Origin of the sequence: Roseomonas acroporae (assembly GCF_023223525.1) — a bacterium.
Taxonomy (GTDB): Bacteria; Pseudomonadota; Alphaproteobacteria; order Acetobacterales; family Acetobacteraceae; genus Roseomonas_E; species Roseomonas_E acroporae.
In genome coordinates this window covers 1-21,453 of sequence record NZ_JALPRX010000091.1, presented here as the reverse complement: position 1 = coordinate 21,453, position 21,453 = coordinate 1, and the positions used below count along the sequence as shown (strand labels likewise).

Sequence of the window (21,453 nt, the reverse complement as noted above, 5' to 3'; positions counted from 1 at the left end):
AGCGTCCCTCAGTCGGTCAGCCAGTGGCGCAGCAGCGCGCTGGTCTCGTCGGGGCTCTCGAGCGGCGGCAGGTGGCCGCAGCCCGGGAACAGGTGGAAGGCGGCGCCGCCGATGCCGTCGCGGATCTCCGCCGCCTCCGCGGGCGGGGTCAGCACGTCCGCGTCGCCCACCGCCACCAGCGTCGGCACGGCGATGCCGGGCAGCAGGGGCCGCGAGTCCGGCCGGCCCAGGATGGCCCGCTGCTGCCGCAGGAACGCTTCCGACCCGACGCGCGCCGCCATGGCGCGCACCTCGGTGCCGACCGGCCCCTCGACGTGCCGTTCATGGACGAGCTGCGGCAGCATCCGGCTGGTGACGCCGGCGAAGCGGCCGATCTTCAGGGACTCCATCGCCGCGTGGCGCTGCGACGCCCGTTCCTGGCTGTCCGGGGCGGCGCTGGTGTCGAGCAGGGCCAGCCGCGTCACGCGCTCCGGCGCCTGCCGCATGATCTCGAAGGCGACGTAGCCGCCCATCGACAGCGCGGCCAGGGCGAAGCGCGGCGGCGCCGCGGCGAGGGCGCGCGCGGCCATCGCGGCGACGCTGTCGTCGCGCGTCAGGTCGGCGACCGTGGGATAGACGAGATCCGCGAGCGCCGAAAGCTGGTGCCGCCAGAGCGCCGCGTCGCAGAGCAGCCCGGGCAGCAGCAGCAGGAAGTGGTCATCGTCCATCGTCATCCTCACCGTCGTCGCCACCGTCGCCGGGTCGGACGAGCCGCCCCGGTGCCGGTCCGCATGATTTCCCCTTTCACGCATGACCGCCACACCGGCCATGCGCGGGCGGGCCGACCGGCAGGCAGCCGGCCCGGGCCGCCAGCCGGGTCACCGGCCCGGCATCACGGCCCTTCCGTCACTGGGGCTGCAGGCCGGCGGCGCGGATCACCTCGGCCCACTTCGCCGTCTCGGCCCGCAGCCAGGCGGCGGCGGTGGCGGGCGTGCCGGCGGGGCGCAGCTCCATCGCCTGCTCCTCCAGGCGCTGCTTCGCCTGGCCGCCGGCGATGGTGCGGTTCACGCCCGCGCTCACCGCCTGCACCACCTCGGGCGGCGTGCCGGCGGGGGCGAGGATCATGTGCCAGGTGTAGGCCTCGTAGTCCGGCAGGCCGCCCTCGGCGAAGGTCGGGACATCCGGGAGCTGCGGGATGCGGTGCGTGCCGCTGATGGCCAGTCCCCTGGTGTTGCCGCGCTGGACGCTGACGATGCCGTCCGAGGCGACGTTGAGGAACATGGCCAGCGAGCCGTTCAGCAGGTCCGGCATGGCCGGCGCCGCGCCCCGGTAGGGAATGTGGTTGACCCGCAGCCCGCCGGCTTGGCGCAAGAACAGCTCGGTCGCGAGATGCACGGCGCCGCCCGCGCCGGAGCTGCCGTAGTTGAACTCGCCGGGATGCGTCCGGAACAGCGCGATCAGCTCCGGCAGGCTGCGCGCCGGCAGGTCGTCGTTCACCTGGAGCAGCATGGGGATCACGCCGATCAGGGCGACGGGGACGAAATCGGCGTCGGGATCGAAGCTGAGGTTGCGGAACAGCGGCCGCAGCACCGCGTGCGCGATGGTGGTGTAGAGGAAGGTGTGGCCGTCGCGCGCCTTCGCCACCGCCTCGGTGCCCACCACCACGCCGGCGCCGGTGCGGTTCTCGACGATCACGCGCTGCGACAGCGCCGGCGTCAGGCCCTCGGCCACGATCCGCGCCGCCACGTCGGTCGGCCCGCCGGCCGCGAAGGGGCAGACGAGCCGCACCGGCTGGCTCGGCCAGCCCGCCGCCAAAGCAGGCGTGACGAGAGCAGGCGTGACGAGAGCGGGCGCGAGGCCGGCCGAGGCGGCGGCCTTGAGCAGGGTACGGCGTCCGATCCTGGACATGGTTCCTCCGGTGTTCGTTGCTTCGGGGCCGATCTCTCGGCGTCGCCCTGCCCCGGGCGGCCGTCGCGCGCTACCGCAGCACGAACGGGTTGGGCACGCCTTCCGCAAGGTTCATCCAGACCGTCTTGGTCTGGAGGTATTCGCGGATCGCCTCCTGCCCGCTCTCGCGCCCGATGCCGCTGCGCTTGTAGCCGCCGAAGGGCGCCATGAAGCTGACGGCGCGGTAGGTGTTCACCCACACCGTGCCGGCCTGCAGCCGGTCCGCCATCAGGAAGGCACGCCGGGAGCTGCCGGTCCACACGCCCGCCGCGAGGCCGTAGATGGTGTCGTTGGCGATCTCGACCGCGTGCGCCTCGTCCTCGAAGGGGATGATGGACAGCACGGGGCCGAACACCTCCTCGCGCGCGATGCGCATCCCGTTGGTCACGTCGGCGAAGATGGTCGGCTCCACGAACCAGCCGCGCGCCAGCTCCGGCGCCCCGGGCCGCCCGCCGCCGAGCAGGCAGCGCGCCCCCTCGTTGCGCGCCACGTCGATGTAGGAGAGCACCTTGTCGCGCTGCGGCAGGGTGGTGATCGGCCCGACCTGGGTCTCCGACCGCATCGGATCACCGAGCTTCGCGGTGCCGGCGAAGGCCGCGACGCGGCCCGCCACCTCCTCGTAGACCGAGCGCTGCACCAGCAGGCGGGAACCGGCGATGCAGGTCTGCCCGGAGGCGGCGAAGATGCCGGAGATGGCGCCCTTCACCGCATCGTCGAGATTGGCGTCGTCGAAGACGATGTTGGGCGACTTGCCGCCCAGCTCCAGCGTGACGTGCTTGAGGCCCTTCGCGGCGGCGCCGTACACCGCGGCGCCCGTCGCGTCGCCGCCGGTGAAGGCGACCTTGGCGACCAGCGGGTGCTCGGTCAGCGCCGCACCCAGCTCGCTGCCGTAGCCGGTGACGGTGTTGACCACGCCCGGCGGGAAGCCCGCCTCCTCGATCAGCTCGACGAAGGCGAGGGTGGAGCAGGAGGTGAACTCGGAGGGCTTGATGACCACGGTGCAGCCCGCCGCCAGCGCCGGCGCCAGCTTCCAGGCGAGCAGCAGCAGCGGCGAGTTCCAGGGCGTGATCGCCACCACCACGCCGAGCGGCTCGTGCTTGGTGAAGGCGAACATCTCGGGCTTGTCCATCGGCAGGACGCCGCCCTCGATCTTGTCCGCGAGGCCGCCGTAATAGTGGAACCACTCGGGGATGTAGCGGAGCTGCCCGCCCATCTCGGCCAGCAGCTTGCCGTTGTCGCGCACCTCGATGGCGGCGAGCTTGTCGGCGTCGCGCGCGATCAGGTCGCCGAGGCGACGCAGCAGCTTGCCGCGCGCCGTGGCGCTCAGCGCCGGCCAGGCGCCGCCGGTGAAGGCGCGGTGCGCGGCGGCCACCGCCTCGTCCGCATCGGCCTTCGTGCCGCGCGGCACCTCGGCCCAGGCCTCGCCGGTGAAGGGGTTCTGGGAGACGATCCACTGGCCGTCCGCGGCCGCGCGGCGGCGGCCATCGACCGTGTTCAGGTAGCGTACCAGTTCCGTCATGACGTTGCTCCCTCGATTGGCCCGGCTGGCGCGGCCGCGCGCATCGCCCGGCCGTTCCGGCCCGCGGCCGGACACACGAATAGGCCGGGTTCGTGACGCCGGCCGCATCCGGCACGCCCCTCGGGTACGCCCCCTGGATGCGCCCACCTGGATGCGCTCTGCGGCACGCCCCGGCCGCCGGCACGCCGAAAGGGGCGCCGCGCCCGAAGGCACCGCGCCCCGGTCTCCGTCAGGCCGGGCGGAAGCCCAGCGCCGCGCGGAAGCGGTTCTTGACGTAGACGCCGTCGCGCGGCGGCAGGGCGCGGGGCAGGTTCACCGCCTCGATCTTCACCACGGCGAGGTTCAGGCTCTCCTTCGCGTGGATGCGCCGGCGCAGCGGCTCGACGCCCTGCCGCTCGGTGACGAGGTCCACCACGGGGAAGCCGCAGGCCTCGGCGACGCGGGTCAGCTCGATGCCCTGCCCGGCATGGCTCGGCTGCATCCCGGTCTCGCCGAAATGGCCGTTGTCGAGGATGACGATGCTGAGGTTGCGCGGCCGGCGCAGCGCGATCGTCGCCAGCGCCCCGAAGCCCATCAGCGACTCGCCGTCGCCCGTCACCACCAGCACCGGCCGGTCCGGCTGCGCCATGGCGAGGCCGAGGCCCACCGTCATGGAACTGCCCATGGCGGCCCAGAGGTAGTAGTTGAGGTCGTGGTCGCCCGCCGCCATCACGTCGTAGGAGGGCGAGCCGAGGCCGGTGACGACCATCAGGTCGCCGCGCTCGCGCAGCAGGTCGGCGACGACGCCGCGTCGCTCCAGGGTGCCGCCCGGGACGTTGATGGCGCTCACTTCACCCACTCCTTCTCGCCGATCAGCCGCTGGCCGAGCAGCACCGCGCAGGCGCCGTCGCCCTCGAAGGCCATGGTGGCCGCGCCCCGCAGCAGCGGCGCCACGTCCTTCGGGTCGTCCGCCCGCCAGGTCATCACCCCCATCAGGCGAAGCGCCGCCTCGGTCGCCTGGCCCATCGGGTTCTGCCACTGGTTGAACTCGGCCCAGTCGCCGCGCATCGTCACCACGGTCAGGAACGGGAACCGGGCGCAGGCCACGAGGCCGAGCGTGTTGATGCAGTTGCCGACGCCGGAGGACTGCATCAGCAGCGCGCCGCGCTCGCCGCCGAGCCAGGCGCCGGCGAGGTAGCCGATGCCCTCCTCCTCGGTGGTCAGCACCACCGCATTGATCTCGGGATCCGCCTCGGCCAGCCGCAGCGCCGTCGAGTGTCCCGCATCGGGCACGTAGACGATGTGCTTCACGCCGGCCGCCTTGAGGACGTCGAAGACGTCCCGCCGCCAGGACTGGCCCGGCCCCTCCGCCGTGTCGGAAACCATGCTGCTCCTCCCTTCGCCCCACCGGCCTCTGCCCCCGCGGGGCATCCGGGCGACCTTGTAATGGTTGCCGGAAGATCGCGATATTAGAATGTTTCTCGATCAGCTATAGCTGAATTATATAGGTCATATTATATGGGTCATGGACCTGCGGCAGCTCACCACCTTCGTGCAGACGGCGGATCTCGGCAGCCTCAGCCGGGCGGCCGAACGGCTGCGCATCGCCCAGCCCGCCCTCAGCCGGCAGATCCGGCTGCTGGAGGAGGAGCTGAAGGTCGCGCTCTTCACCCGGCACGGCCGCGGCATGGTGCTGACCCCGGCGGGGGAGCTGCTGCGAGCGCGTGCCGGCAGCATCCTGCGGCAGGTGGAGGAGACCCGCGCCGACCTGACGCAGCAGGGCGGCACGGTGCGCGGGCACGTGGCCTTCGGCATGCCGCCGACCGTGGGCGACGTGCTCGCCGCGCGGCTGATCGAGCGCTTCCTCGCGCTGCACCCGGACGTCACGCTGCGCGTGGTCACGGCCTACAGCGGCTACCTGCTGGACTGGCTGCACGGCGGCGAGATCGACATCGCCGTCATGTACAGCCCGGAGCAGGCCGGCAACATCCGACTCTCGCCGCTGCTGGAGGAGAACCTGCATTTCGTGTGCACCGATCCGGTGGAGGCGGGCCGGCCGGTGCGCTTCGCCGAGGTGGCCGCGCACCGGCTGGTGCTGCCGGGGCCGCAGCACGGGCTGCGCGTCCTCGTGGAGAAGGAGGCGCTGCGGCACGGTCTCGCCCTGCAGGTGGCGATCGAGGCGGACGGGCTGCAGATCCAGAAGAGCCTGGTGATGCGGGGCCTGGGCGGCACGATCCTGCCGCTGCCCTCGGTCCATGCCGAGGTCGCGGCCGGCCTGCTGCGGGCGGCCCCGATCGCCGAGCCGCGCCTCTCGCGGCGGCTGGTCGTCGCCCTGCCGCTCGGACGGCAGGGCTCGACCGCCGTCCGGCTGTTCGGCCAGGTGCTGCGGGACGAGGTGAGCGCGATGGTGGCGAGCCGCATGTGGGACGGGCGCGTGCTGGCGGAATCCCCTGATGCCGAGGCGGCCGCGCCGGCGGTGCCGGATGCGCCATCCGGCCGCTCAGGCGGGGGGCGGGCAGTCCTGCATCGCCGCCGCCCCGAACGCTCCGGCTCCGCGTCGATCTCCGGGGCGGATCCGGGCAGGAAGCCGGCGAGGCCGTAGTCGGCGACCTGCGGCACCGATGCCTGCCCGTCCCGGCCGACGGCCGCGGCTCCCCGACGCCGCGGAGCGGTCCGCGGCGCGGATTCCCCGGGCGCGCGGGCCCGTCAGGCGCCCTGGGCCGCCTCCGCGACGTGCCGGCCGCGCAGCCGGAAGCCGAGCACCAGCAGCGAGATGCCGAAGGCGATGGCGTAGGCGCCGAGCCACCAGGTCAGCACCACCGCGCCGATCACCGGCGCGATCACCAGCAGCACGCCCCAGACGATCGAGAGCAGGCCGCCCAGCGCCAGCCACCAGCGCCCGTGGTCGAGGTGCAGCCGGAAGGCGGCGGCGAGCATCAGCCCGCCCGAGATGATCGCCCAGGCGGCGGTCAGCAGCACGAAGCTCAGCACCGCCCCGCCCGGGATCAGCGCGATGAGGATGCCGGCCGCGAGGGTGAACAGGCCCTCCAGCAGCAGCATGCCCCAGCGGCGCCCGTCATGCGCCGAGCGCGCGGCCATGATGATGCCCAGCACGCCCTCGATGACCAGATAGGCGGCGAAGAGCAGGGCGAGCGAGAGCAGCGTCGCCACCGGCATCAGCAGCGCGACGATGCCGAACAGCACCGCGACCGCGCCGCGCAGCGCCACGGCCCACCAGTTGCGGACCAGCAGCGCGCTCAGCGCCTCCGGGATGCCGGGGGCGATGCCGGGAAAGCCGGGCTCGCCGGGGCGGGCCGGCGGCCCCGGCGGCATCGGCATGGGGGGGGCGGGCGTCCTGACCAGATGCGCTCATCCGAACTCCTCCTGTGGCGCCCGATCGCCGGGGCGCGCAACGCGCCCCCCGGGGCCGGTCGGCCGCCCACGACCGGCGGCGGCCCCCGCCGACCGAAGGCGGTCGCCGGGCTCAGCGGCGCGCCGAGACGGATGAGACGTAGTTGTCGAAGGATTGTTCCGCAACGCGGAACCAAAGCCGCATGTCGTCGCGCGCCTTTGACCAGGGCTCGTAGATGCGCCTGAAGTCGGCGTTGCGGGCGGCGATGCCGTCGATGATCTCCTGCGAGGCGCGGTAGCAGGCGTCCATCACCTCGCGCGAGAAGGGCCGGAGCTGCGCGCCCTGCGAGACGAGGCGGCGCAGCGCGTCCGGGTTGCGCGCGTCGTAGCGGGCCACCATCCACTGCGTCGAGGCCTCGGAGGCGACGCGGATCGCGGCGCGGTAGCTGGCGGGCAGCGAATTCCACTGGTCGAGGTTGACGAAGAGGTGCGTCATCGCCGCCCCTTCCCACCAGGCCGGGTAGTAGTAGAAGCGCGCCACGCGCTGGAAGCCCAGCTTCTCGTCGTCGTAGGGGCCGAGCCATTCCACGGCGTCGATCGTGCCGCGCTCCAGCGCCGGGTAGATGTCGCCGCCCGCGAGCTGCTGCGGCACGCCGCCGAGCTTCTGCACCACCTGCCCGCCGATGCCGCCGATGCGCATCTTGAGGCCCTGGAAGTCCTCCGGCCTGTTCACCTCGCGCCGGAACCAGCCGCCCATCTGCGCGCCGGTGCTGCCGAGCGGCAGGGCGTACACGTTGTACTGCCGGTGGAACTCGTTGAGCAGGTCGATGCCGCCGCCCTCGTACATCCACGCCGCCTGCTGGCGCGTGTTCATGCCGAAGGGCAGGCCGGTGGCGAAGGCGAAGGCCTCGTTCTTGCCGGTGTAGAAGAAGCTGGTGGAGTAGGCCATCTCCACCGTGCCGGCCTGCACCGCGTCGAGGCCCTGCAGCGGCGGGGCGATCTCGCCGGCGGCGAAGACGCGGATCTGGAAGCGGCCGTCGGTGATCTCGGCGACGTGGCGCGCGAACACCTCGCCCGCGCCGTGGATGGCGTCGAGGCTCTTGGGGTAGCTCGAGGTCAGGCGCCAGCGCAGCTCCGGCTGGCCGCTGCCGGCAACGCCCTGCGCGACGGCGGGTGCCGCGAGCCCGGCGGTGCCGCCCATCGCTCCACCCCCGGCGGCCAGCGCCGCACGGTTGAGGAAAAGTCGTCGGTCCATCTTCTGGTGTCCTCCCGGCCGCCGCGCGGGCCCGGGCTGGGCCTGGGGTCCCCGAATCGGCCCTCGCGCGGCAAGTGATGCGACAAGTGATCCGGAGCGTCGCCACGGCCCGCTCGCGCGTGCCGGAACGGCCCCGGCGGCGCGGAGAGGAACCACAGCCGGCGACGCGAGGCCAGGGGCGCCGGCGGGAGAAAGCCCGGAAGCCACCGCAGGGAAGGGTTGCGCAGGCCCCGGCAGGAGGAGGCCAGAAGGTGGGTTGCCCCCGGGCGCGGCCCCGCATAAGTTCCGCGCCCTGCGCCGCCGGGCCATGCTCCGGTCGGTTCGGATGGGTGGCCGAGTGGTCGAAGGCGCGCGCCTGGAAAGTGCGTATACGTCAAAAGCGTATCGTGGGTTCGAATCCCACCCCATCCGCCAGCCCGACGCCATAGCGCGTTGTTTGTGCTTCGTTTTCTAATCCCGCTCCGCACCTGTTCCCAAATCCGTTCCCAAGACGCACGCTTGAAGGTGTTCGGACGCCCTAGCACGGGGCGCGCCGCAGCCAACCTCACCTTCACCACGGCCCGCCTCGCCGCCGGATACGGGGTGACGAGCAATGGCGTGATGGAGCTGGACCATACCCTGCCCGGGACATGCTCCGCCGGGCGGCCGATCTGGGTATCCATCGGCACCGCTGGCACGCGGAGCAGGACACGCCGCGACCGGCGGCCTCCAATGGGTTCGACCTACCATCCGCGCTGTGGGAACGCGGCCCGCGAAGATCCTTCGTTCTGACCGTCGCGCTATGGGCGGCCCTGATGCTGCTGAAGGTGGCGCTGGAACAGTCGGGCCGCTCTCCACTCCACTCCAGCTACGACGCATTCAGCGCATGGGCCACGCCAACCGCGCAGGGCGGCGGCGTAATCTTCCTCAGCTACCACGCTGTCCGCGTGGCGCGAGGGGCCTGGCGTCGAATGCGCGGCCGGGACGCGGCCGTGAGCCCAGCACGGTAGGCACCGAGCCGGACGCCACCATCATGAGCGCGGACCTTCTCACCCCGGATGCTCGACCTTGACCCCCCGGGGGGCTCCCCCTTGCTCGCGCGCATTGGGTGACCGTCCCCCCGACCAAAATTGCGGCCGTCCGAAAGTTTCGGGCCGCGCGACGCGGCACCGGCCAACCGCCGCCAAGCCGCCCGCACCGCGCCAACTTTCCGCGCTGCCACCACGAGAAATCCCCCCACCGACCGCATCCCATCCGGTAGAATGTCCATATTGGACAGGCCGTAATGCGCTGATGTGACTGGTCTTTGCTCCGGCACTTCGAGCCGGAGGACGCATTGCGGTGCCTCGCCTCCGCGCATGTCCTCCCTCGCCCTGCCCGAGCATCGCCAGTCGCGTCGGCGCCCGCCCATCCGGGCGGCGGCAGCGTGACACGGAGGCGGGGCGTGGCCGGCAGGCAGGACGAGATCAACGACTGGACGCCCGCGGCGCCCGCGCCCGGTGGCGGCCTGGTGCCGCGCGTACCCGCCGGCCCGCGCCCGCGGCTTGTTCCGATGCCGCAGGAGTTGAGCGACGCCGCCGTGTTCGGCCCGGCGCCGGCCGCCGGTCCCGCCGCGCCCGCCGCTCCGCGCGAGCTGTCCGACGACGACGTGTTCGGCGCGCCGCCCGCGCCGGCGGCGCAGCGCACCGCCCTTCAGGAAGTCGGCCGCCAGATCGGGCTCGCCGGCCGCTACATGGCGCAGGGCGTGCCCTCCGCCCTCGACATCATCAACGACGCCGGCGGCGCCGTGCTGAACGCGCCGGTGGTGGCGTGGAACACGCTGACGGGCGCCAACGTGCCAGCCCCCTTCCAGCCCGGCGCCGGGCGCCGCGTGGGTGCCGCGGTGGCCGATGCCGCCGGCCTGCCGCAGCCGGAGACGGCCACGGAACGCGTGATCGGCGCCGCCTCCGAGGGCGTGGCCGGTTCGGTGCTGCCCTTCGTCGGCGCGGCCCGTGCGCTGCCGCAGGCGGCCACGGCGGCCGTCGAGGGCTTCGCCCCGGCGGTGGTCCGCCCCGTAGTACCCGCCGCCCCGACCGCCGGGCGGGCCGTGCTGGGGGCGCTGGCGGACGCGCCTGGCGTGGATGCCGCGGCGGGCGCTGCCGGCGGCGCGGCGCAGGAGATGGTGCAGCAGGCCGGCGGCGGCGAGTTGGCCGGCTTCGGTGCGAACCTCGGCGGCAACGCGGTGGGTGCGGTGGTCGCGAGCGCGATCCTGGCGGCGGTGGCGCGCCGGCGCGCGGCAGCGACCGGCCGCCCGACCGACCCGCGCATGCTGGGCGAGGTGCAGCCGGAGGAGCTGGCGGCCGCCTGGGCAGACCCCGACGTGCAGCGTGCCGCCGCCGCCAACGGCATCACCGACCCCGCCAACCCGGGCGCCACGCGCGGCGGACAGGACCGGCTGGAGGCGCTGACGCAACGCCTCGCCGCCCGCCGCGCGGCCGAGGCGGACCCGCTGGTGGCCGCGCGCCAGCGCGCCGAGACGGCGACCGTCACCACGGCCACCGGCCGCCCACTCCCCGCCGGCCGGCTGGAGACGCCCGGGCAGCGGGTGGCGGCCGTGGAGCCCGCCATCGTGGAGCGGGTGGATGCGGAGATCGCCGGCGCCCGCGAGCGCGGCGCGGCCGGGCTGGACGACGCCGCCCGCCAGGCGGAGATCGACCGGCGCGTGCGGTCCGTGGCGCTGGTGCCGGAGGCGGCCCGCCCGCCGGAGAGCATCGCGCTGCCGGACGCGGCCGCGCCGCGCACCTACACCCGGTCCGAGATCGTGGAGCCGGGCGTCGGCGCGCGGGAGACGCTGGTGCCGAACCGCGGCACCGGCGCGGACCCGGGCGTGGAGGCGGGCGCCGCGCTGCGCAGCGGCCGCGAGGGCACGGCGCTGGTGCCGACCGAGGCGCAGCCGTCCCGCATGACGCCGGGCGACATCGCCAGGGCGCAGGCGGAGATGCGCGGCGGCAACCGCAACGCCGCCGAGCCGCCGCCGCGCTTCGTGGCGCCGGAGGGTCGCGCGCCGCAGACGCCCGACCAGGTGCAGGGCCAGCGCCAGGCCGGCCAGGCGTTCGACCTGGCGGCCCGCCAGCGCGAGCGCGTGGCGCCGGAGGTGCGCGACACGCAGGCCGCCGGCCTGCCGCGCGGGCCGGAGCGGGCCGAGGTGCTGCTGGACGAGGGCAACCCCGTCCGCGTGCTGCACCGGGACGACCGCGGCTTCGTGACGGTGGAGCGGTACGACCCGCGCACCGGCGAGGCGGCGCCGGACGCGGTGCCCTACGTGGTGCGCGACCAGCAGCTTCAGCGCAGCAGCTACACCCAGGACCCGCGCCGCACGCAGGACTTCAGCGCCCGGGCGGACGGCCCGCGCCCGCCGGAGCTGCCGCGCGAGGCCGGCCCCGGACGCCCGGTGCGCGAGCCGGAGCAGACCTACCGGGCGACGGCGCCCGACCCCAACGAGCGGTTCCCTGGCGCGACGCGCCCCGGCCCGGAGGACGGCGCCCCGCCGCCCGGCCGCAGCCCGTTCCCGGAGCAGCCGGAGGCGCCGGCCGGCGGACGGCGCTGGTCCTCCGCCGAGGAAGCGACGCGCGCCTTCGAGGCACGCCGCGCGCAGGCGGAAGCCGAGGCGGAGGCGGCGCGGGCGCGCGGCGAGTGGCAGGAGGGCCAGGGCACCAGCAACACGCCGCGCGGACAGGACGCGGACGGCCGCTGGCACACGAGCCCGGGCGGCTACGTCGTCTCCGACAAGGGCGGCCCGGTGCGCTTCGCGGACCAGAAGCAGGCGGCGCGGTGGATCATCAACCGCGGCCAGAAGGACAGCCCGGACCAGGTGTTCGAGATCGCCGTGCATCCGTCCGGCCGCGGCTTCACCGCGCGCGAGACGGGGCGGAACCCGGGCCCAGGCGGCGCGGGGACGCGACCGAAGCCGGGCCGGGCCGGCGCGGAGGCTCCGCGGGAGCCGGCGGCGCGCGGCGAGCCGGAGCGGCTGGAGGCGCCGCGGGCGGCGGGAGAGGCTGGCCGGGCCCGCCAAGAGGCGGCGAGCGAAGCCCCGCCCGCCCGGGAGACGCCGGCGGCCGGCGGCAGCCCGCAGGAGCCTCCGCGCGCGCCCGAGCGGGCGGCCGAGCGGGCGGCCGAGCCGCGCTACGTGCCCGCCGCGGAGCGCGACAAGGTGGTGAAGGCCGAGTACCAGGCGCGGCAACAGGTGGAGAAGCTGACGAGGCGCGGGGAGCCGGAGGACGGCACCCCGCAGGCGCGGCAGCTCGCGCGCGCCCGCGCCAAGCGGGAGGCGATGGCGCGCGAGCTGCGGGAGACGACCTCCATCCGCCCCTCCGGTGTGGCGTACAACCGGATGAACGAGGCCGGGCGGGCAGCGGCGGCGCGGGCGGAGGGCAAGACCGCGACCGGGACAGCGCCGTCCGCGGACGCGTCCGCGACCCTCTACAGCTCGCCCCTCGACCCGACCGCGGCCCGCCGCTTCCTCCTCGACCCGGCCATGGCCGCCGCCCGCGCGCTGCGGACGCAGCTCATGAACAGCGCCGCGGTGGAGGCGGTTCAGAGCGCCGGCCGCAGCCTGGAGCGCGTCGGGCGCTACTTCCTGCACTCGACCCGCGCCGGCATGCGCGCCATCGAGCGTCGCTATCCCCAGGTGCCGGAGATCGCCCGCCTCGCGGACACGCTGGCGACCGACCCCGGCACCGCGCGTGGTGAAGGAGACGTTCCAGACCGCCTACGAGGCACGCGCGAAGTCGATGCTGAACCGCGCCCGCAACCTCATGGGCGAGCCCGGCGACGCCGCCGCGGACCAACGGCTGCGCGACCTGCTGACCGGCCAGGCGCGGCCGCGCGACGCGGCGGAGGCAGCGAAGGCGGCCAACGTCCGGCGCCTGCTGGACGACCAGCGCGCCTATCTGGCGAAGGCCGGCGTCGAGCTGGGCGAGCGCCGCGGCTACTTCCCGCGCATCTTCGACGCCGAGCGGATCATGGCGGACAGCGAGGCGTTCGCGCAGGACGCCGCCGCCCTCTACCGCAAGATGGGGCTGAACGCCGCGGACGCCCGCCGCGCCGCGGAGGACTGGCTGGATCGGCTGGCCGGCGTCGGCCGCGGGGCCGGCGAGTACGGTCACACCCCGACCGGCAACTTCACCAAGGGCCGGCAGCTCCCGCCCGAGGCGGACGCCATGCTGCGCCGGTGGATGGTGACGGACCCGCGGGAGGCGCTGCGGACCTACTTCGACCGCAGCTCCCGCATGGCCGAGTACACGCGCCGGTTCGGCCGCAGCGGCGAGAAGGTGGAGGAGCTGTTCTCCGCCATGCGCCGGCAGGGCGTCGAGCCGGCGGACATCGCGCTGCTGCGCTCCTACTTCGAGGCGGCCACGGGCACGATGCGCTCGACCCTGCCAGGCCCGGCGCAGGTGGTCACGGGGTGGGTTCAGACCATCGGCACGCTGTCGCTGCTGCCGCGGGCGGTGCTGTCCTCCATGCTGGAGGGCATGACGGTGGGCAGCCGCACCGGCAACCCGCTGCGCGGCCTGGAGGCGCTGGTGGACACGGTGAACGCGCTGCGCGGCGGCGCGCGGACCGCGGAGGCACGGCGCGTCGCGGAGCTGCTGGGCGTCACCACCGACGCGGTGAACGACACCATGGCGGCCAACGTCGCCGGCCTGGCCGACAGCCGCCTGCAACAGCGGCTCGTGGCCGGCATGTTCCAGCGGACGGGCTTGCACGCCATTACGGAGGCGCAGCGCATCGCCGCCGCCCGCATCGGCCAGGTGTGGGTGCGCCAACTCGCGGACGAGGTGGCGACCGGCGCCGGCACCACGGCCAGCGCCACGCGGCTGCTGGCGGAGCTGGGCATGACGCCCGAGGACGCCACGCGCCTCGCGGCCTGGCTGAAACGGCACGACGGCACGCCGCCGACCACCGCCCTGCTGGGCGATGAGCCCGAGGCGGTGGCCTGGCGGACCGCCACGCGGCGCTTCGTGAACGAGGCGGTGCAGAACCCCGAGGCGGTGGACAAGCCGGCCCTGGCCGGCCACGCCGCCGGGCGGCTGGCCTACGGGATCACGTCCTTCATGTTCGCCTTCACCCGCAACGTGCTGCTGCGCTCGCTGAAGCAGGCGGGCGAGGGGTTGACCGGCGGCGGCTACACCCTGGCGGACCGCGCCCGGCTGCTGGGGCCGCTGGTGGGCGGCATCACGCTGGCGGCGGCGCAGTACGGGTTCGCGGCGGTGCGCGACGGCCTGTTCAGCCCGGAGCGGCGCGAGCGCGAGACGTGGGTGAACACGCTCTCCAACCTCGACCGCACCGGCCTGTTCGGCACCCTCTCGCCGGTGCTGAACGCGGCCACCGGCGCCCGCTACGACCGCTCGCTACTGGGCTTCGTGGCCGGCCCCTACGTCGGGCACCTCGCGGAGAACCTGGCCGCTGTCAGCACCGGCCTGCTGCCGGCGCCGCTGGGTCGCAACAGCGACGGCACCAACAGCGCCGAGCATCGCGCCGTGCGCGGCTTCCACGCCGCCGTGCTGGCGCCGGCCGTCTCGGCGGCGGCGTCGCTGCTGCCCGCCGGGCGGGCGCTGGGGGCGGTCTATGGCGTGGGGATGATGGCCGGCACGTCGCGCGGCGCCGGGCGCGCCCTGGCCGACAGCGTGGCCGGGCCACTGCGGCCGCCGAGCCGGGTGCGCTACGACGAGGAGGACGACGAGTGACCGCCGTGACCCACACCATGGGAGCGGCGCCCGGCGCCCTCCCCGCGCCGCCCGTGTCCGCCGAGCCGCCGGAGGGGGACGACAGCTCCGCAGACCGCGCCCTGGCGCTGGCGGTGCTGCGGCAGGCGCTTGTGGATGCGTTCGAGCTGAAGCGGCGCGACGCCAGGAAAGGAGAGACCACGCCGGCGGCAGCCGAGGCGAAGGCGGAGGCGATGCGCTTCCTGACGGACGCGGACGGGGAGTGGGCCGCGTCGCGGCACGCGTGGTGTGCGGCGGCGGGCGTGGAACCGGAGTGGCTGGAGACGCGGGTGCGGGAGATGCGGAGGGGTCAGTGACCGGTTGAGGATGCGCCGCGGCTGCGGCAGGGGTCGGCTGCTTTCGGGGACGGAGCTACATGTTCCGCCCAGAACCGGCGCCGAAATGCGCTGCCTCATGGCGACTTTGCAGAGGTAATCACGTTGCGCGGGCGCTTCATAAGGCGCATCGCCGCATGCGAAAGGCACGCGAGCAGAACGCCGCCCATCAGCCTGGGCGGCAGCAGAAAAAGGTGGAGCGATCCACTATGCTCGGAGAGGAGCGCGGCATTGAGAATGTGAATGCCTAATCCGGCGAATAGCCCCGCCGTCACGGCCCAAGGATAGCTGCGAGCTTTCCACCCCGTAGCCGCCGCGACAATGATCAGGAACGGGTCGGCTGAAACGCCAATCAGCAAACCCAGAAAATCCACCACGGCTTCAATGAGCATACGCTGGATCGTACAGACAAATGCTTAACGAATGCTGAAAGGTTGCCGCTGCCCTGGGGGCACTGGTCGCGGTGGGCCGCTGCCGAAAACGATAACGAGGCGTTAACGCCCCCTGTCCCACAATCGACCGCGAAACGACGGTGACGCGGAGGATAACGCTTCATGGGTTCGAACAAGTGGGCGTTCGCCCTCGGGGTCTATGTCGGCTTCGCCTGCTTCCCCATCGTGTTGGGGATCGCGGCCGGAAACGGCGTGATGGCCGGCTCCGGCGCCGTCGCGTTGATCCCGGTCGCAGTCGGGGTTGCAGCCGTGGCGACCCCTGAGAGGCTGACGGACCGGCTCTTTCGCTGGGCGACCTGGCACCAGCGTTGCCGGTGGCTCCCGCGCTGGATGCGGTAGCGCCCGCGACAGCCGCAGAAGCCGGCGCGACGCACAGCGCCGGCCGCCCACCATCCCGCCGAAGCGGCGCCCGTGTGGTGCCGGGCGCCGCGGTGGCCGCAGCGTCAGGCGGGCTCCATCTCCCTGCCCTCGGGCCGCGCCAGCGTCAGCCCGATACCCGGGCACACCTCGCGCAGCACCGTCTCCGCAAGATCGCCGTCCGGCCCGTCGTTGATCCACAGCAGCACCAAGCGGTGGATGCCGGAGGCCGCCTCCTCCGGGCAGTCGCTTCCCGCAAGGCGCTTCGCGGCCAGCACCGCGTCAATGGCGGCGCGGGCCTCGCTGGTGACGGGCGGCTTGCGCGCGGTGCGGCGCGGAGCGCCGGCGGCGGCGGCGGCGGCGGCGGCGGCGCCGGCGGCGGCGGCGGCGGCGGCGGCGGCGGCGGCGGCGGCGGAAGCGGTTTGCGCACGACGCGCGCGACGGATAGGCTTCTTCGCAGCCTGGGCCATGAGACTTCACCTCTGGTCTTGGGTCAGGAGCCGCGCCGGCGTTGGCGCGCCGGGCGGCTCCGCCTCGCAGTTCGCGGGGCACGCACACCATGACGCGCCGGGAATTTGCACGTCAAGCGAGTGCCCCGGTGCTCCAGCACGCGTAAATCGGCCGATAGCTTGTCGGCAAAGTAGATAGTGACGATCTACAGCTTCTCGAAGAAGCGCGGCGACGGCGCGGCGATTTGAGCGCCATCAAGGGCACGGCTGGCGCCTGGCGCGCGGAGAGCGGAAGATCGTCGGCATCTACTCGCCGGCGGCTGGCGGCTCCGGGCGCAGGGTGGAATTTTTTCCGAGACACGCGGGACGGTGGCGCGAGCGGCGGCGGTGCCGATGCTTGGCGCGCCGCGTCGGCTTCACGCGGGAGGCGCCGTAGTCACCCCGCAGGCGGAGGACACCACGCCTCCGTCTGCGGCTTCTACCAACACCCACCACAAGGCACCACCACCATGACTGCACTCACCATCCTCAACACCACGATCCGCCGCGACGCGGAGGGCCGCTACAACCTGAACGACTGCCACAAGGCGTCGGGCCTGGGCGTCGAGAAGCGCCCCGGAAGCTGGCTGCGGACGGAGCAGACGCAGGCCCTCGTCGCGGAAATGGAAACTGCACAGATGTGTGCAGTTTCTCCGGTGTCCTCGGTGGAGGGTCGGAGTGGCGGCACCTACGTCGCGAAGGAGCTGGTCTACGCCTACGCAATGTGGATCAGTCCGGCCTTCCACCTCACGGTGATCCGCGCGTTCGATGCCCTCGTTGCCGGGGCGGCGGGTTCCGTGTCCGCGCCGTCCGCGGACATCGTGCGCGGCATCGTCCAGGCGGTGCGCGCGGAGGTGCTGGCGGAGCTGCGGGTGCACGCCCGCTGTCCGTCCGCCGTGTCCATCACACCACGATGCCCAAACGCAGCCGGATCGGCGCTGTCCGTCGCGCCCGCCTGAGCGGAAGCCGCATCTTTCGCTGCTGGGCAACACGGGTTGTGCCGTACAATGCCCGAATGCGCCCCGACGTTCCGCCACCCCTGCTTGCCACCGGCTCGCCGCCGAAGCGGCAGGCACCATCCGCCGCGTTCCCCGACGCTGCGCCGGCTTGCCCGGCCGATGATAGGCAGCGGCGCCGCGGCCGCCCCCCTGGAGCCGTGGCGGCGCTGCGGCAGACGGCGCCGTGGCTGCTGTGGCGTGAGGAACCCGGCGCAGCTCCCGTGAAGCAGATCGGGGAGCGCGCGGACCGTCCGCCGATGCCGTGGCTCGACAAGGACAAGGACCATCTCGCCCACCGCCTCACAGACCGCCTCGGCCGCCGCGTGCGGCGCTTGGCCCTGCGCGAGAGCGTGCCTCTGCGCGCCGCCGCGCATCGGGTGGCGGAGGCGGAGCTGGTCGCGGCCGAAGGCTTTGGCCCGGCGGTGCTGGAGGTGCTGGGCTACTGCCCTGCGGCGCTGCGCGGGGCCGTGCTGGAGGGGGCGCGGAGGAAGCGCGCCAAGCCGCTTGCGGCGGCGCTGGAGGCGTCGGCGAAGCTGCCGTCGGTGGTGGAGGCGGTGCCGTTCCCGCCGGGCTGGAAGCCGGTCCTGGCGAAGCTGGGGCAGGCTGCTGCGGCCCGGCAGGACCGGCAGTGGGATGCCGCCTTGCAGGCGACGCGCGATGCTCTGGCCGCGCCAGGGACGGCGCTGCCTACGCGCAAGGCTCCGTAGCCGCATACCAAGCGGGTTCAATGGGTTGCGCGATTTCGGGCAGGAAAGTCCGAGGTTGCGCGAGCGGCGTGAGTGGTACGGCAGGAAAATAGTGGGCGAAGCAGGGCGCCAATGGCGCGCCCCTCTACCCCCACCCTGGCCGGAGGCTCCGCCGATGCCGCGTTACACTCGAACCGCCCTGACCGATACCACCCCCACCCCCGTCCCGCCCCCGCCGCCCGCTCCGCTGCCGGCCGCCATGGGCATGACCGCCGCCGCCCGGTTCCTCGGCTGCGGCCGGACCACCATCTACCGCCTGGCGAAGCGCGGCGAGCTGACGCCGAGGAAGCTGGGCAAGCGCACGGTGTTCACCACGGACGACCTGCGCGCCCTGCTGGAGCGCGCCGCCGTGCCCGGCGCCGTCGTGGCGCGGGAGCGTGTGGCGTGAGCGGCGCGATGAGACTGCCCATGCCCACCACGGCCGAGGGATGGAACGCCGCGGAGCGCCGCGCGAGCGGCCAGGCGGAGCCGACGATGCCGCCGCCTTCCGTCCCCCACGCCGGGCGAGTGGCGCCCGAAGCGGCGCCGGCGGTGCCGGTCGCGGACAACGACACGGGTGCGAGTGGCAGGGAGATGCGGCCGCCGGGGACAGAGAGCGCGGCGGGCATCACGAAACCGCCCCGCCTCATCATGGGCGCGGTGCGCGGGCACGACAGATGGACGCTCGGAGAGTGTATCCGGAACGCGGGCGACGACCTGAAGGAGATGCACCAGAGAGACTGCATCAGCGACAGCGAATACCGCGTGGCGAAGAAGGCGCTCCTCAGACTGCTGGAGGGCGATTACGCGGACGAGATGACCAAGAAGGCGCTTGCAGACGCGGCGAGGCGGCTCCGCGCACTCGGGTTCACGGTCATCATGACTAGCGGCACATGGAAAATCTGCACCGGGCCGCTTCTCCTGTACTTCGGCGCATTCCGAAAGGACGATCCGGGTGCCCCAGAAGCAGGACAGAGAGGGCACGCCCTCTCCGATGTTCTGTGCGCAGCCCTGCATGTTCCTGTGGCATTCGGACCGCCCGAAGCACGTGCCACCATAGACTTGGTGGATGATGCGACCGACGTTACGTTCCAATCCGACCCCGGCCTGACGGGCGAGGCGGCGGCCACAAGCGTGTTCCGCCGAGCATGGCACGCGCTCGAAAGCGCAGAAGATTACGGCGAATGGTTTTACCGCAGCGTAAACAGCGAATGGCCCGGAGGCGCCATCCCTGCCGACTATTGCTCCGCTGACCCGGAAGGCGCGCCCGTCCCGGCCGCGCTGCGTGGGTTGCGGGGGGCTACTCCTGACGAGTTCTGTGACCGCGTACAGCTCCCCTGGACGGTGGCGGAGTTGGTTGCCATCGCGGACGACCTTGGTGTCCGCGAGGCAGTCGGTACCGATTGGGAATGGGCCAGCACTCCCGAGGGCTTTGCTACGCTTTTCGCCGTGCTGGAGCAGGAGCGCATCGCCGCCGGCGAGATCGAGGCCCCGCGCGCCAGATGGGCGATAGATGGGCTGCTGCGGCGAGGCGCCGTGTCGATGCTGGTTGCTGGCAACGGGAACGGGAAGTCGGTCCTCGCTTTGCAGATGGCGATGGCCGTCTCCGCCGGCGCTTCGGAGTTCCTGGGGCATGCCATCCCGCCAGACGCCCGGGGGCTGGCCGCCTACCTTTCCGGCGAAGACGACCGCGCCGCCTTGCAGGAGCGCATCAGGAGGCAGCGTGTCGGCCTTGGCGGCGCCCGGCCGCTGGTGGTTTCCTTCTTCGAGAAGGAAGGCACGGACCTTGGGGCGGCGCTCGCGCAGGTTCGTGCTGCCGGGAATGTCTCCATCGTCGTGATCGACCCGGCCCGCAGTTGGTTCAAGGGCGGGGAGACGAACGACGACGAGGTGAACGCATTCATGAACCAGCTCCGCGCGCTGGCCGAGGAGAAGGAATGCGCGGTGCTGCTGGTGCACCACACCCGACGCGAGAACGACCCTCGACGAAAGCCGAAGACGATTTCGGATGTCTGGGACAGGGCGCGCGGCAGCGGCGTGTTCATGGATCGCGTTCGCCTGGGCATGGCGATGCTGCGCGATGAGGCGGCCGGCATGACGCGGTTCGGCGTCACCAAGAGCAACAACCAGGAGGAAGCACCCAAGTCAGATCTGCGGCTGGTCTTCGACCCAGAGACGGGCACGCACCGCCTGGCACCCGCTGGGGCCGCCGCGATGCCGGCGCCCAGGGGCCGCGCGAAGCCGGAGAGCGACGTGGAGCGCGTGGTCGCGGAGGTGGTGGCGGCGTGCAGCGAGGGCCGCCAAGTCACGCGCAACGGCAGGGAGACGGCCTTGCACAAGATGGGCCGCCCCGCCCTTGTCGGCCTGTCACGCGCCCGGGTTCTGGCGGCAATCGAGGCCGCCGTCGCTGGCGGCATGCTCGCGGATGTGGATGGGGTGCTCCAGCCGGCCACGCACGGGGCAGCAGCCAAGGGCATGTCGTAACGAGATCGCAACCGCTCCCGCCGCTCCCAAACACCTCTCGGGAGCGGCGGGAGCAGGGAGCAGGCGGGAGCGAAACGGGATCAGTTTCGATAACGGAATTATAAACCGTTGAAAACGCTGGATTTTCCTGCTCCCGCAATGCTCCGGTACGGTATCGCTCATATAGCCCACAAGTGATTGATTTTCTTTCTTCTTTTCTCTCGCTCCCGCTTCCGCTCCCGCGCCCCTATAGGGGGATATATCCCTCCCCTGGGAGGGGGTGATATCCCCCCTAGGGGGGGGCGTAGCAGCCGGCGATGGTGGCAGTGGTGGGAGAGTGTTCCAGCCGCCGCCAACCGTTCACGGCGGCGTGATACGGACGGAACCGATCACAGCGCGCGAGGCGCAGCGGCCGATGCTTGGGAGTGGGCGGTGGCTCGAAGGTGAAGGACACGCGCGGCCCGCCCCAAGCGGCCGGTAGCAGTACTCGCTCGCGACAAGACAGAGCGGCCATCAAGCTTTTCTCTTTGTTATAAAGCTTTGTTATGTCTATAATTCCCTGGCTTTCACCGGGCGCCACCCTCTCCACCACAGAGGCCGGCGCTAGGCGGCCCACCACCGACGCGGAGAGCCCCACCATGCCCGACCTGTACTCGCACCGTCTGCCGCATGCCGAGATCGAGCCCGGCTTCATGGCCGTGTTCCAACAGCCCGGAGAAGGCGCGGCGGACGCGGCCAACCGCGCCATGCGCGACTTCCCAGACTGCGGTTTCATCGTCTTCGCGCTTCCGTCCCATCGGGCGCGCCGCGGCAGTGCCGGCCGCAGGAGCCGCTAGGAGCGCGCTGGAGGCGGTTGCGGTAGCAGCCGCCTCCCCCCCCCCCC

The 21,453-nt window shown here is 73.1% G+C and carries 20 protein-coding genes and 1 tRNA gene; 10 read left to right on the top strand and 11 right to left on the bottom strand.

What is annotated here, in order from left to right; translation table 11 throughout:
• Positions 1-8: 8 nt before the first annotated feature.
• The 5 genes from M0638_RS19755 to M0638_RS19735 all read right to left on the bottom strand — a co-directional run bounded on the left by M0638_RS19755 (position 9) and on the right by M0638_RS19735 (position 4,810).
• Entirely contained in the window at positions 9-707 is a 699-nt protein-coding gene (locus M0638_RS19755) for an alpha/beta fold hydrolase (protein WP_248668729.1), read from the bottom strand.
• Between the two features lie 178 nt (positions 708-885).
• Positions 886-1,887 carry a Bug family tripartite tricarboxylate transporter substrate binding protein gene (locus M0638_RS19750; protein ID WP_248668728.1) on the bottom strand — a complete coding sequence of 334 codons (1,002 nt, stop codon included), beginning with the start codon at positions 1,885-1,887 and terminating at the stop codon, positions 886-888.
• Positions 1,888-1,957: 70 nt separating this feature from the next.
• Entirely contained in the window at positions 1,958-3,445 is a 1,488-nt protein-coding gene (locus M0638_RS19745) for an aldehyde dehydrogenase (RefSeq protein WP_248668727.1), read from the bottom strand.
• Positions 3,446-3,674: 229 nt separating this feature from the next.
• Entirely contained in the window at positions 3,675-4,274 is a 600-nt protein-coding gene (locus M0638_RS19740; protein WP_248668726.1) for a thiamine pyrophosphate-dependent enzyme, read from the bottom strand.
• Complete coding sequence (locus M0638_RS19735) at positions 4,271-4,810, bottom strand: thiamine pyrophosphate-binding protein (protein ID WP_248668725.1); 540 nt, start codon at positions 4,808-4,810, stop codon at positions 4,271-4,273. Before M0638_RS19735 ends, M0638_RS19740 begins: the two co-directional genes overlap by 4 nt.
• A 139-nt stretch (positions 4,811-4,949) precedes the next feature.
• Between M0638_RS19735 and M0638_RS19730 the strand changes: the two genes are divergently transcribed.
• Positions 4,950-6,026, top strand: coding sequence for a LysR family transcriptional regulator (locus tag M0638_RS19730; RefSeq protein ID WP_248668724.1), 1,077 nt, complete (start codon positions 4,950-4,952; stop codon positions 6,024-6,026).
• Positions 6,027-6,130: 104 nt separating this feature from the next.
• Here M0638_RS19730 and M0638_RS19725 read toward each other — a convergent pair whose 3' ends face one another.
• Together M0638_RS19725 and M0638_RS19720 are read right to left on the bottom strand one after the other, a co-directional pair.
• Positions 6,131-6,763 (bottom strand): HdeD family acid-resistance protein, encoded by a 633-nt coding sequence (locus M0638_RS19725; protein WP_248668723.1) that lies wholly within the window; start codon positions 6,761-6,763, stop codon positions 6,131-6,133.
• Between the two features lie 145 nt (positions 6,764-6,908).
• Positions 6,909-8,030: a TRAP transporter substrate-binding protein gene (locus M0638_RS19720; protein ID WP_248668722.1), complete on the bottom strand. Its 1,122-nt coding sequence runs from the start codon at positions 8,028-8,030 to the stop codon at positions 6,909-6,911.
• Between the two features lie 323 nt (positions 8,031-8,353).
• On the opposite strand from M0638_RS19720, the gene M0638_RS19715 reads away from it, so the two are divergent.
• Positions 8,354-8,444 (top strand) — tRNA-Ser (locus tag M0638_RS19715).
• A 2,346-nt stretch (positions 8,445-10,790) separates the two neighbouring features.
• Here M0638_RS19715 and M0638_RS19710 read toward each other — a convergent pair.
• Together M0638_RS19710 and M0638_RS19705 are read right to left on the bottom strand one after the other, a co-directional pair.
• A complete protein-coding gene (locus M0638_RS19710) occupies positions 10,791-11,153 on the bottom strand; it encodes a hypothetical protein (protein WP_248668721.1) in 363 nt (120 codons plus the stop codon).
• A 1,017-nt stretch (positions 11,154-12,170) separates the two neighbouring features.
• Positions 12,171-12,350, bottom strand: coding sequence for a hypothetical protein (locus tag M0638_RS19705; RefSeq protein ID WP_248668720.1), 180 nt, complete (start codon positions 12,348-12,350; stop codon positions 12,171-12,173).
• 380 nt (positions 12,351-12,730) lie between these two features.
• Here M0638_RS19705 and M0638_RS19700 point away from each other — a divergent pair, with 380 nt between their 5' ends.
• Both M0638_RS19700 and M0638_RS19695 read left to right on the top strand, forming a co-directional pair.
• Positions 12,731-14,734 carry a hypothetical protein gene (locus M0638_RS19700; RefSeq protein ID WP_248668719.1) on the top strand — a complete coding sequence of 668 codons (2,004 nt, stop codon included), beginning with the start codon at positions 12,731-12,733 and terminating at the stop codon, positions 14,732-14,734.
• Positions 14,731-15,069, top strand: coding sequence for a hypothetical protein (locus M0638_RS19695; RefSeq protein WP_248668718.1), 339 nt, complete (start codon positions 14,731-14,733; stop codon positions 15,067-15,069). Before M0638_RS19700 ends, M0638_RS19695 begins: the two co-directional genes overlap by 4 nt.
• Positions 15,070-15,164: 95 nt before the next feature.
• Here M0638_RS19695 and M0638_RS19690 read toward each other — a convergent pair whose 3' ends face one another.
• Positions 15,165-15,479 carry a hypothetical protein gene (locus M0638_RS19690; RefSeq protein ID WP_248668717.1) on the bottom strand — a complete coding sequence of 105 codons (315 nt, stop codon included), beginning with the start codon at positions 15,477-15,479 and terminating at the stop codon, positions 15,165-15,167.
• 162 nt (positions 15,480-15,641) lie between these two features.
• Between M0638_RS19690 and M0638_RS19685 the strand changes: the two genes are divergently transcribed.
• Complete coding sequence (locus tag M0638_RS19685; RefSeq protein WP_248668716.1) at positions 15,642-15,878, top strand: hypothetical protein; 237 nt, start codon at positions 15,642-15,644, stop codon at positions 15,876-15,878.
• Positions 15,879-15,982: 104 nt separating this feature from the next.
• Here M0638_RS19685 and M0638_RS19680 read toward each other — a convergent pair whose 3' ends face one another.
• Complete coding sequence (locus tag M0638_RS19680; RefSeq protein WP_248668715.1) at positions 15,983-16,366, bottom strand: hypothetical protein; 384 nt, start codon at positions 16,364-16,366, stop codon at positions 15,983-15,985.
• 488 nt (positions 16,367-16,854) lie between these two features.
• Here M0638_RS19680 and M0638_RS19675 point away from each other — a divergent pair, with 488 nt between their 5' ends.
• From M0638_RS19675 to M0638_RS19655, 5 genes are all read left to right on the top strand, one after another.
• Positions 16,855-17,343: a KilA-N domain-containing protein gene (locus M0638_RS19675; RefSeq protein ID WP_248668714.1), complete on the top strand. Its 489-nt coding sequence runs from the start codon at positions 16,855-16,857 to the stop codon at positions 17,341-17,343.
• A 260-nt stretch (positions 17,344-17,603) separates the two neighbouring features.
• On the top strand, positions 17,604-18,089 hold the full coding sequence (locus tag M0638_RS19670; RefSeq protein ID WP_248668713.1) for a hypothetical protein: 486 nt from the start codon (positions 17,604-17,606) through the stop codon (positions 18,087-18,089).
• A 154-nt stretch (positions 18,090-18,243) separates the two neighbouring features.
• Positions 18,244-18,516 (top strand): helix-turn-helix domain-containing protein, encoded by a 273-nt coding sequence (locus M0638_RS19665; protein ID WP_248668712.1) that lies wholly within the window; start codon positions 18,244-18,246, stop codon positions 18,514-18,516.
• A 20-nt stretch (positions 18,517-18,536) separates the two neighbouring features.
• On the top strand, positions 18,537-20,591 hold the full coding sequence (locus tag M0638_RS19660; RefSeq protein WP_248668711.1) for an AAA family ATPase: 2,055 nt from the start codon (positions 18,537-18,539) through the stop codon (positions 20,589-20,591).
• A gap of 617 nt (positions 20,592-21,208) precedes the next feature.
• The gene (locus tag M0638_RS19655; RefSeq protein ID WP_248668710.1) at positions 21,209-21,406 is read left to right on the top strand and encodes a hypothetical protein; all 198 of its coding nucleotides are present in this window, start codon (positions 21,209-21,211) and stop codon (positions 21,404-21,406) included.
• The last annotated feature ends 47 nt before the right edge of the window (positions 21,407-21,453 follow it).

Bases quoted from the DNA above. Each gene is read 5' to 3' on its own strand.
- M0638_RS19755 (WP_248668729.1), bottom strand. From the start codon at position 707: ATGGACGATGACCACTTCCTGCTGCTGCTGCCCGGGCTGCTCTGCGAC.
- M0638_RS19750 (WP_248668728.1), bottom strand. From the start codon at position 1,887: ATGTCCAGGATCGGACGCCGTACCCTGCTCAAGGCCGCCGCCTCGGCC.
- M0638_RS19745 (WP_248668727.1), bottom strand. From the start codon at position 3,445: ATGACGGAACTGGTACGCTACCTGAACACGGTCGATGGCCGCCGCCGC.
- M0638_RS19735 (WP_248668725.1), bottom strand. From the start codon at position 4,810: ATGGTTTCCGACACGGCGGAGGGGCCGGGCCAGTCCTGGCGGCGGGAC.
- M0638_RS19730 (WP_248668724.1), top strand. From the start codon at position 4,950: ATGGACCTGCGGCAGCTCACCACCTTCGTGCAGACGGCGGATCTCGGC.
- M0638_RS19725 (WP_248668723.1), bottom strand. From the start codon at position 6,763: ATGCCGATGCCGCCGGGGCCGCCGGCCCGCCCCGGCGAGCCCGGCTTT.
- M0638_RS19720 (WP_248668722.1), bottom strand. From the start codon at position 8,030: ATGGACCGACGACTTTTCCTCAACCGTGCGGCGCTGGCCGCCGGGGGT.
- M0638_RS19705 (WP_248668720.1), bottom strand. From the start codon at position 12,350: ATGGAGGTCGTCTCCCGCAGCTCGCGCGCCATCGCCTCCCGCTTGGCG.
- M0638_RS19690 (WP_248668717.1), bottom strand. From the start codon at position 15,479: ATGCTCATTGAAGCCGTGGTGGATTTTCTGGGTTTGCTGATTGGCGTT.
- M0638_RS19685 (WP_248668716.1), top strand. From the start codon at position 15,642: ATGGGTTCGAACAAGTGGGCGTTCGCCCTCGGGGTCTATGTCGGCTTC.
- M0638_RS19680 (WP_248668715.1), bottom strand. From the start codon at position 16,366: ATGGCCCAGGCTGCGAAGAAGCCTATCCGTCGCGCGCGTCGTGCGCAA.
- M0638_RS19675 (WP_248668714.1), top strand. From the start codon at position 16,855: ATGACTGCACTCACCATCCTCAACACCACGATCCGCCGCGACGCGGAG.
- M0638_RS19665 (WP_248668712.1), top strand. From the start codon at position 18,244: ATGCCGCGTTACACTCGAACCGCCCTGACCGATACCACCCCCACCCCC.
- M0638_RS19660 (WP_248668711.1), top strand. From the start codon at position 18,537: ATGCCCACCACGGCCGAGGGATGGAACGCCGCGGAGCGCCGCGCGAGC.
- M0638_RS19655 (WP_248668710.1), top strand. From the start codon at position 21,209: ATGCCCGACCTGTACTCGCACCGTCTGCCGCATGCCGAGATCGAGCCC.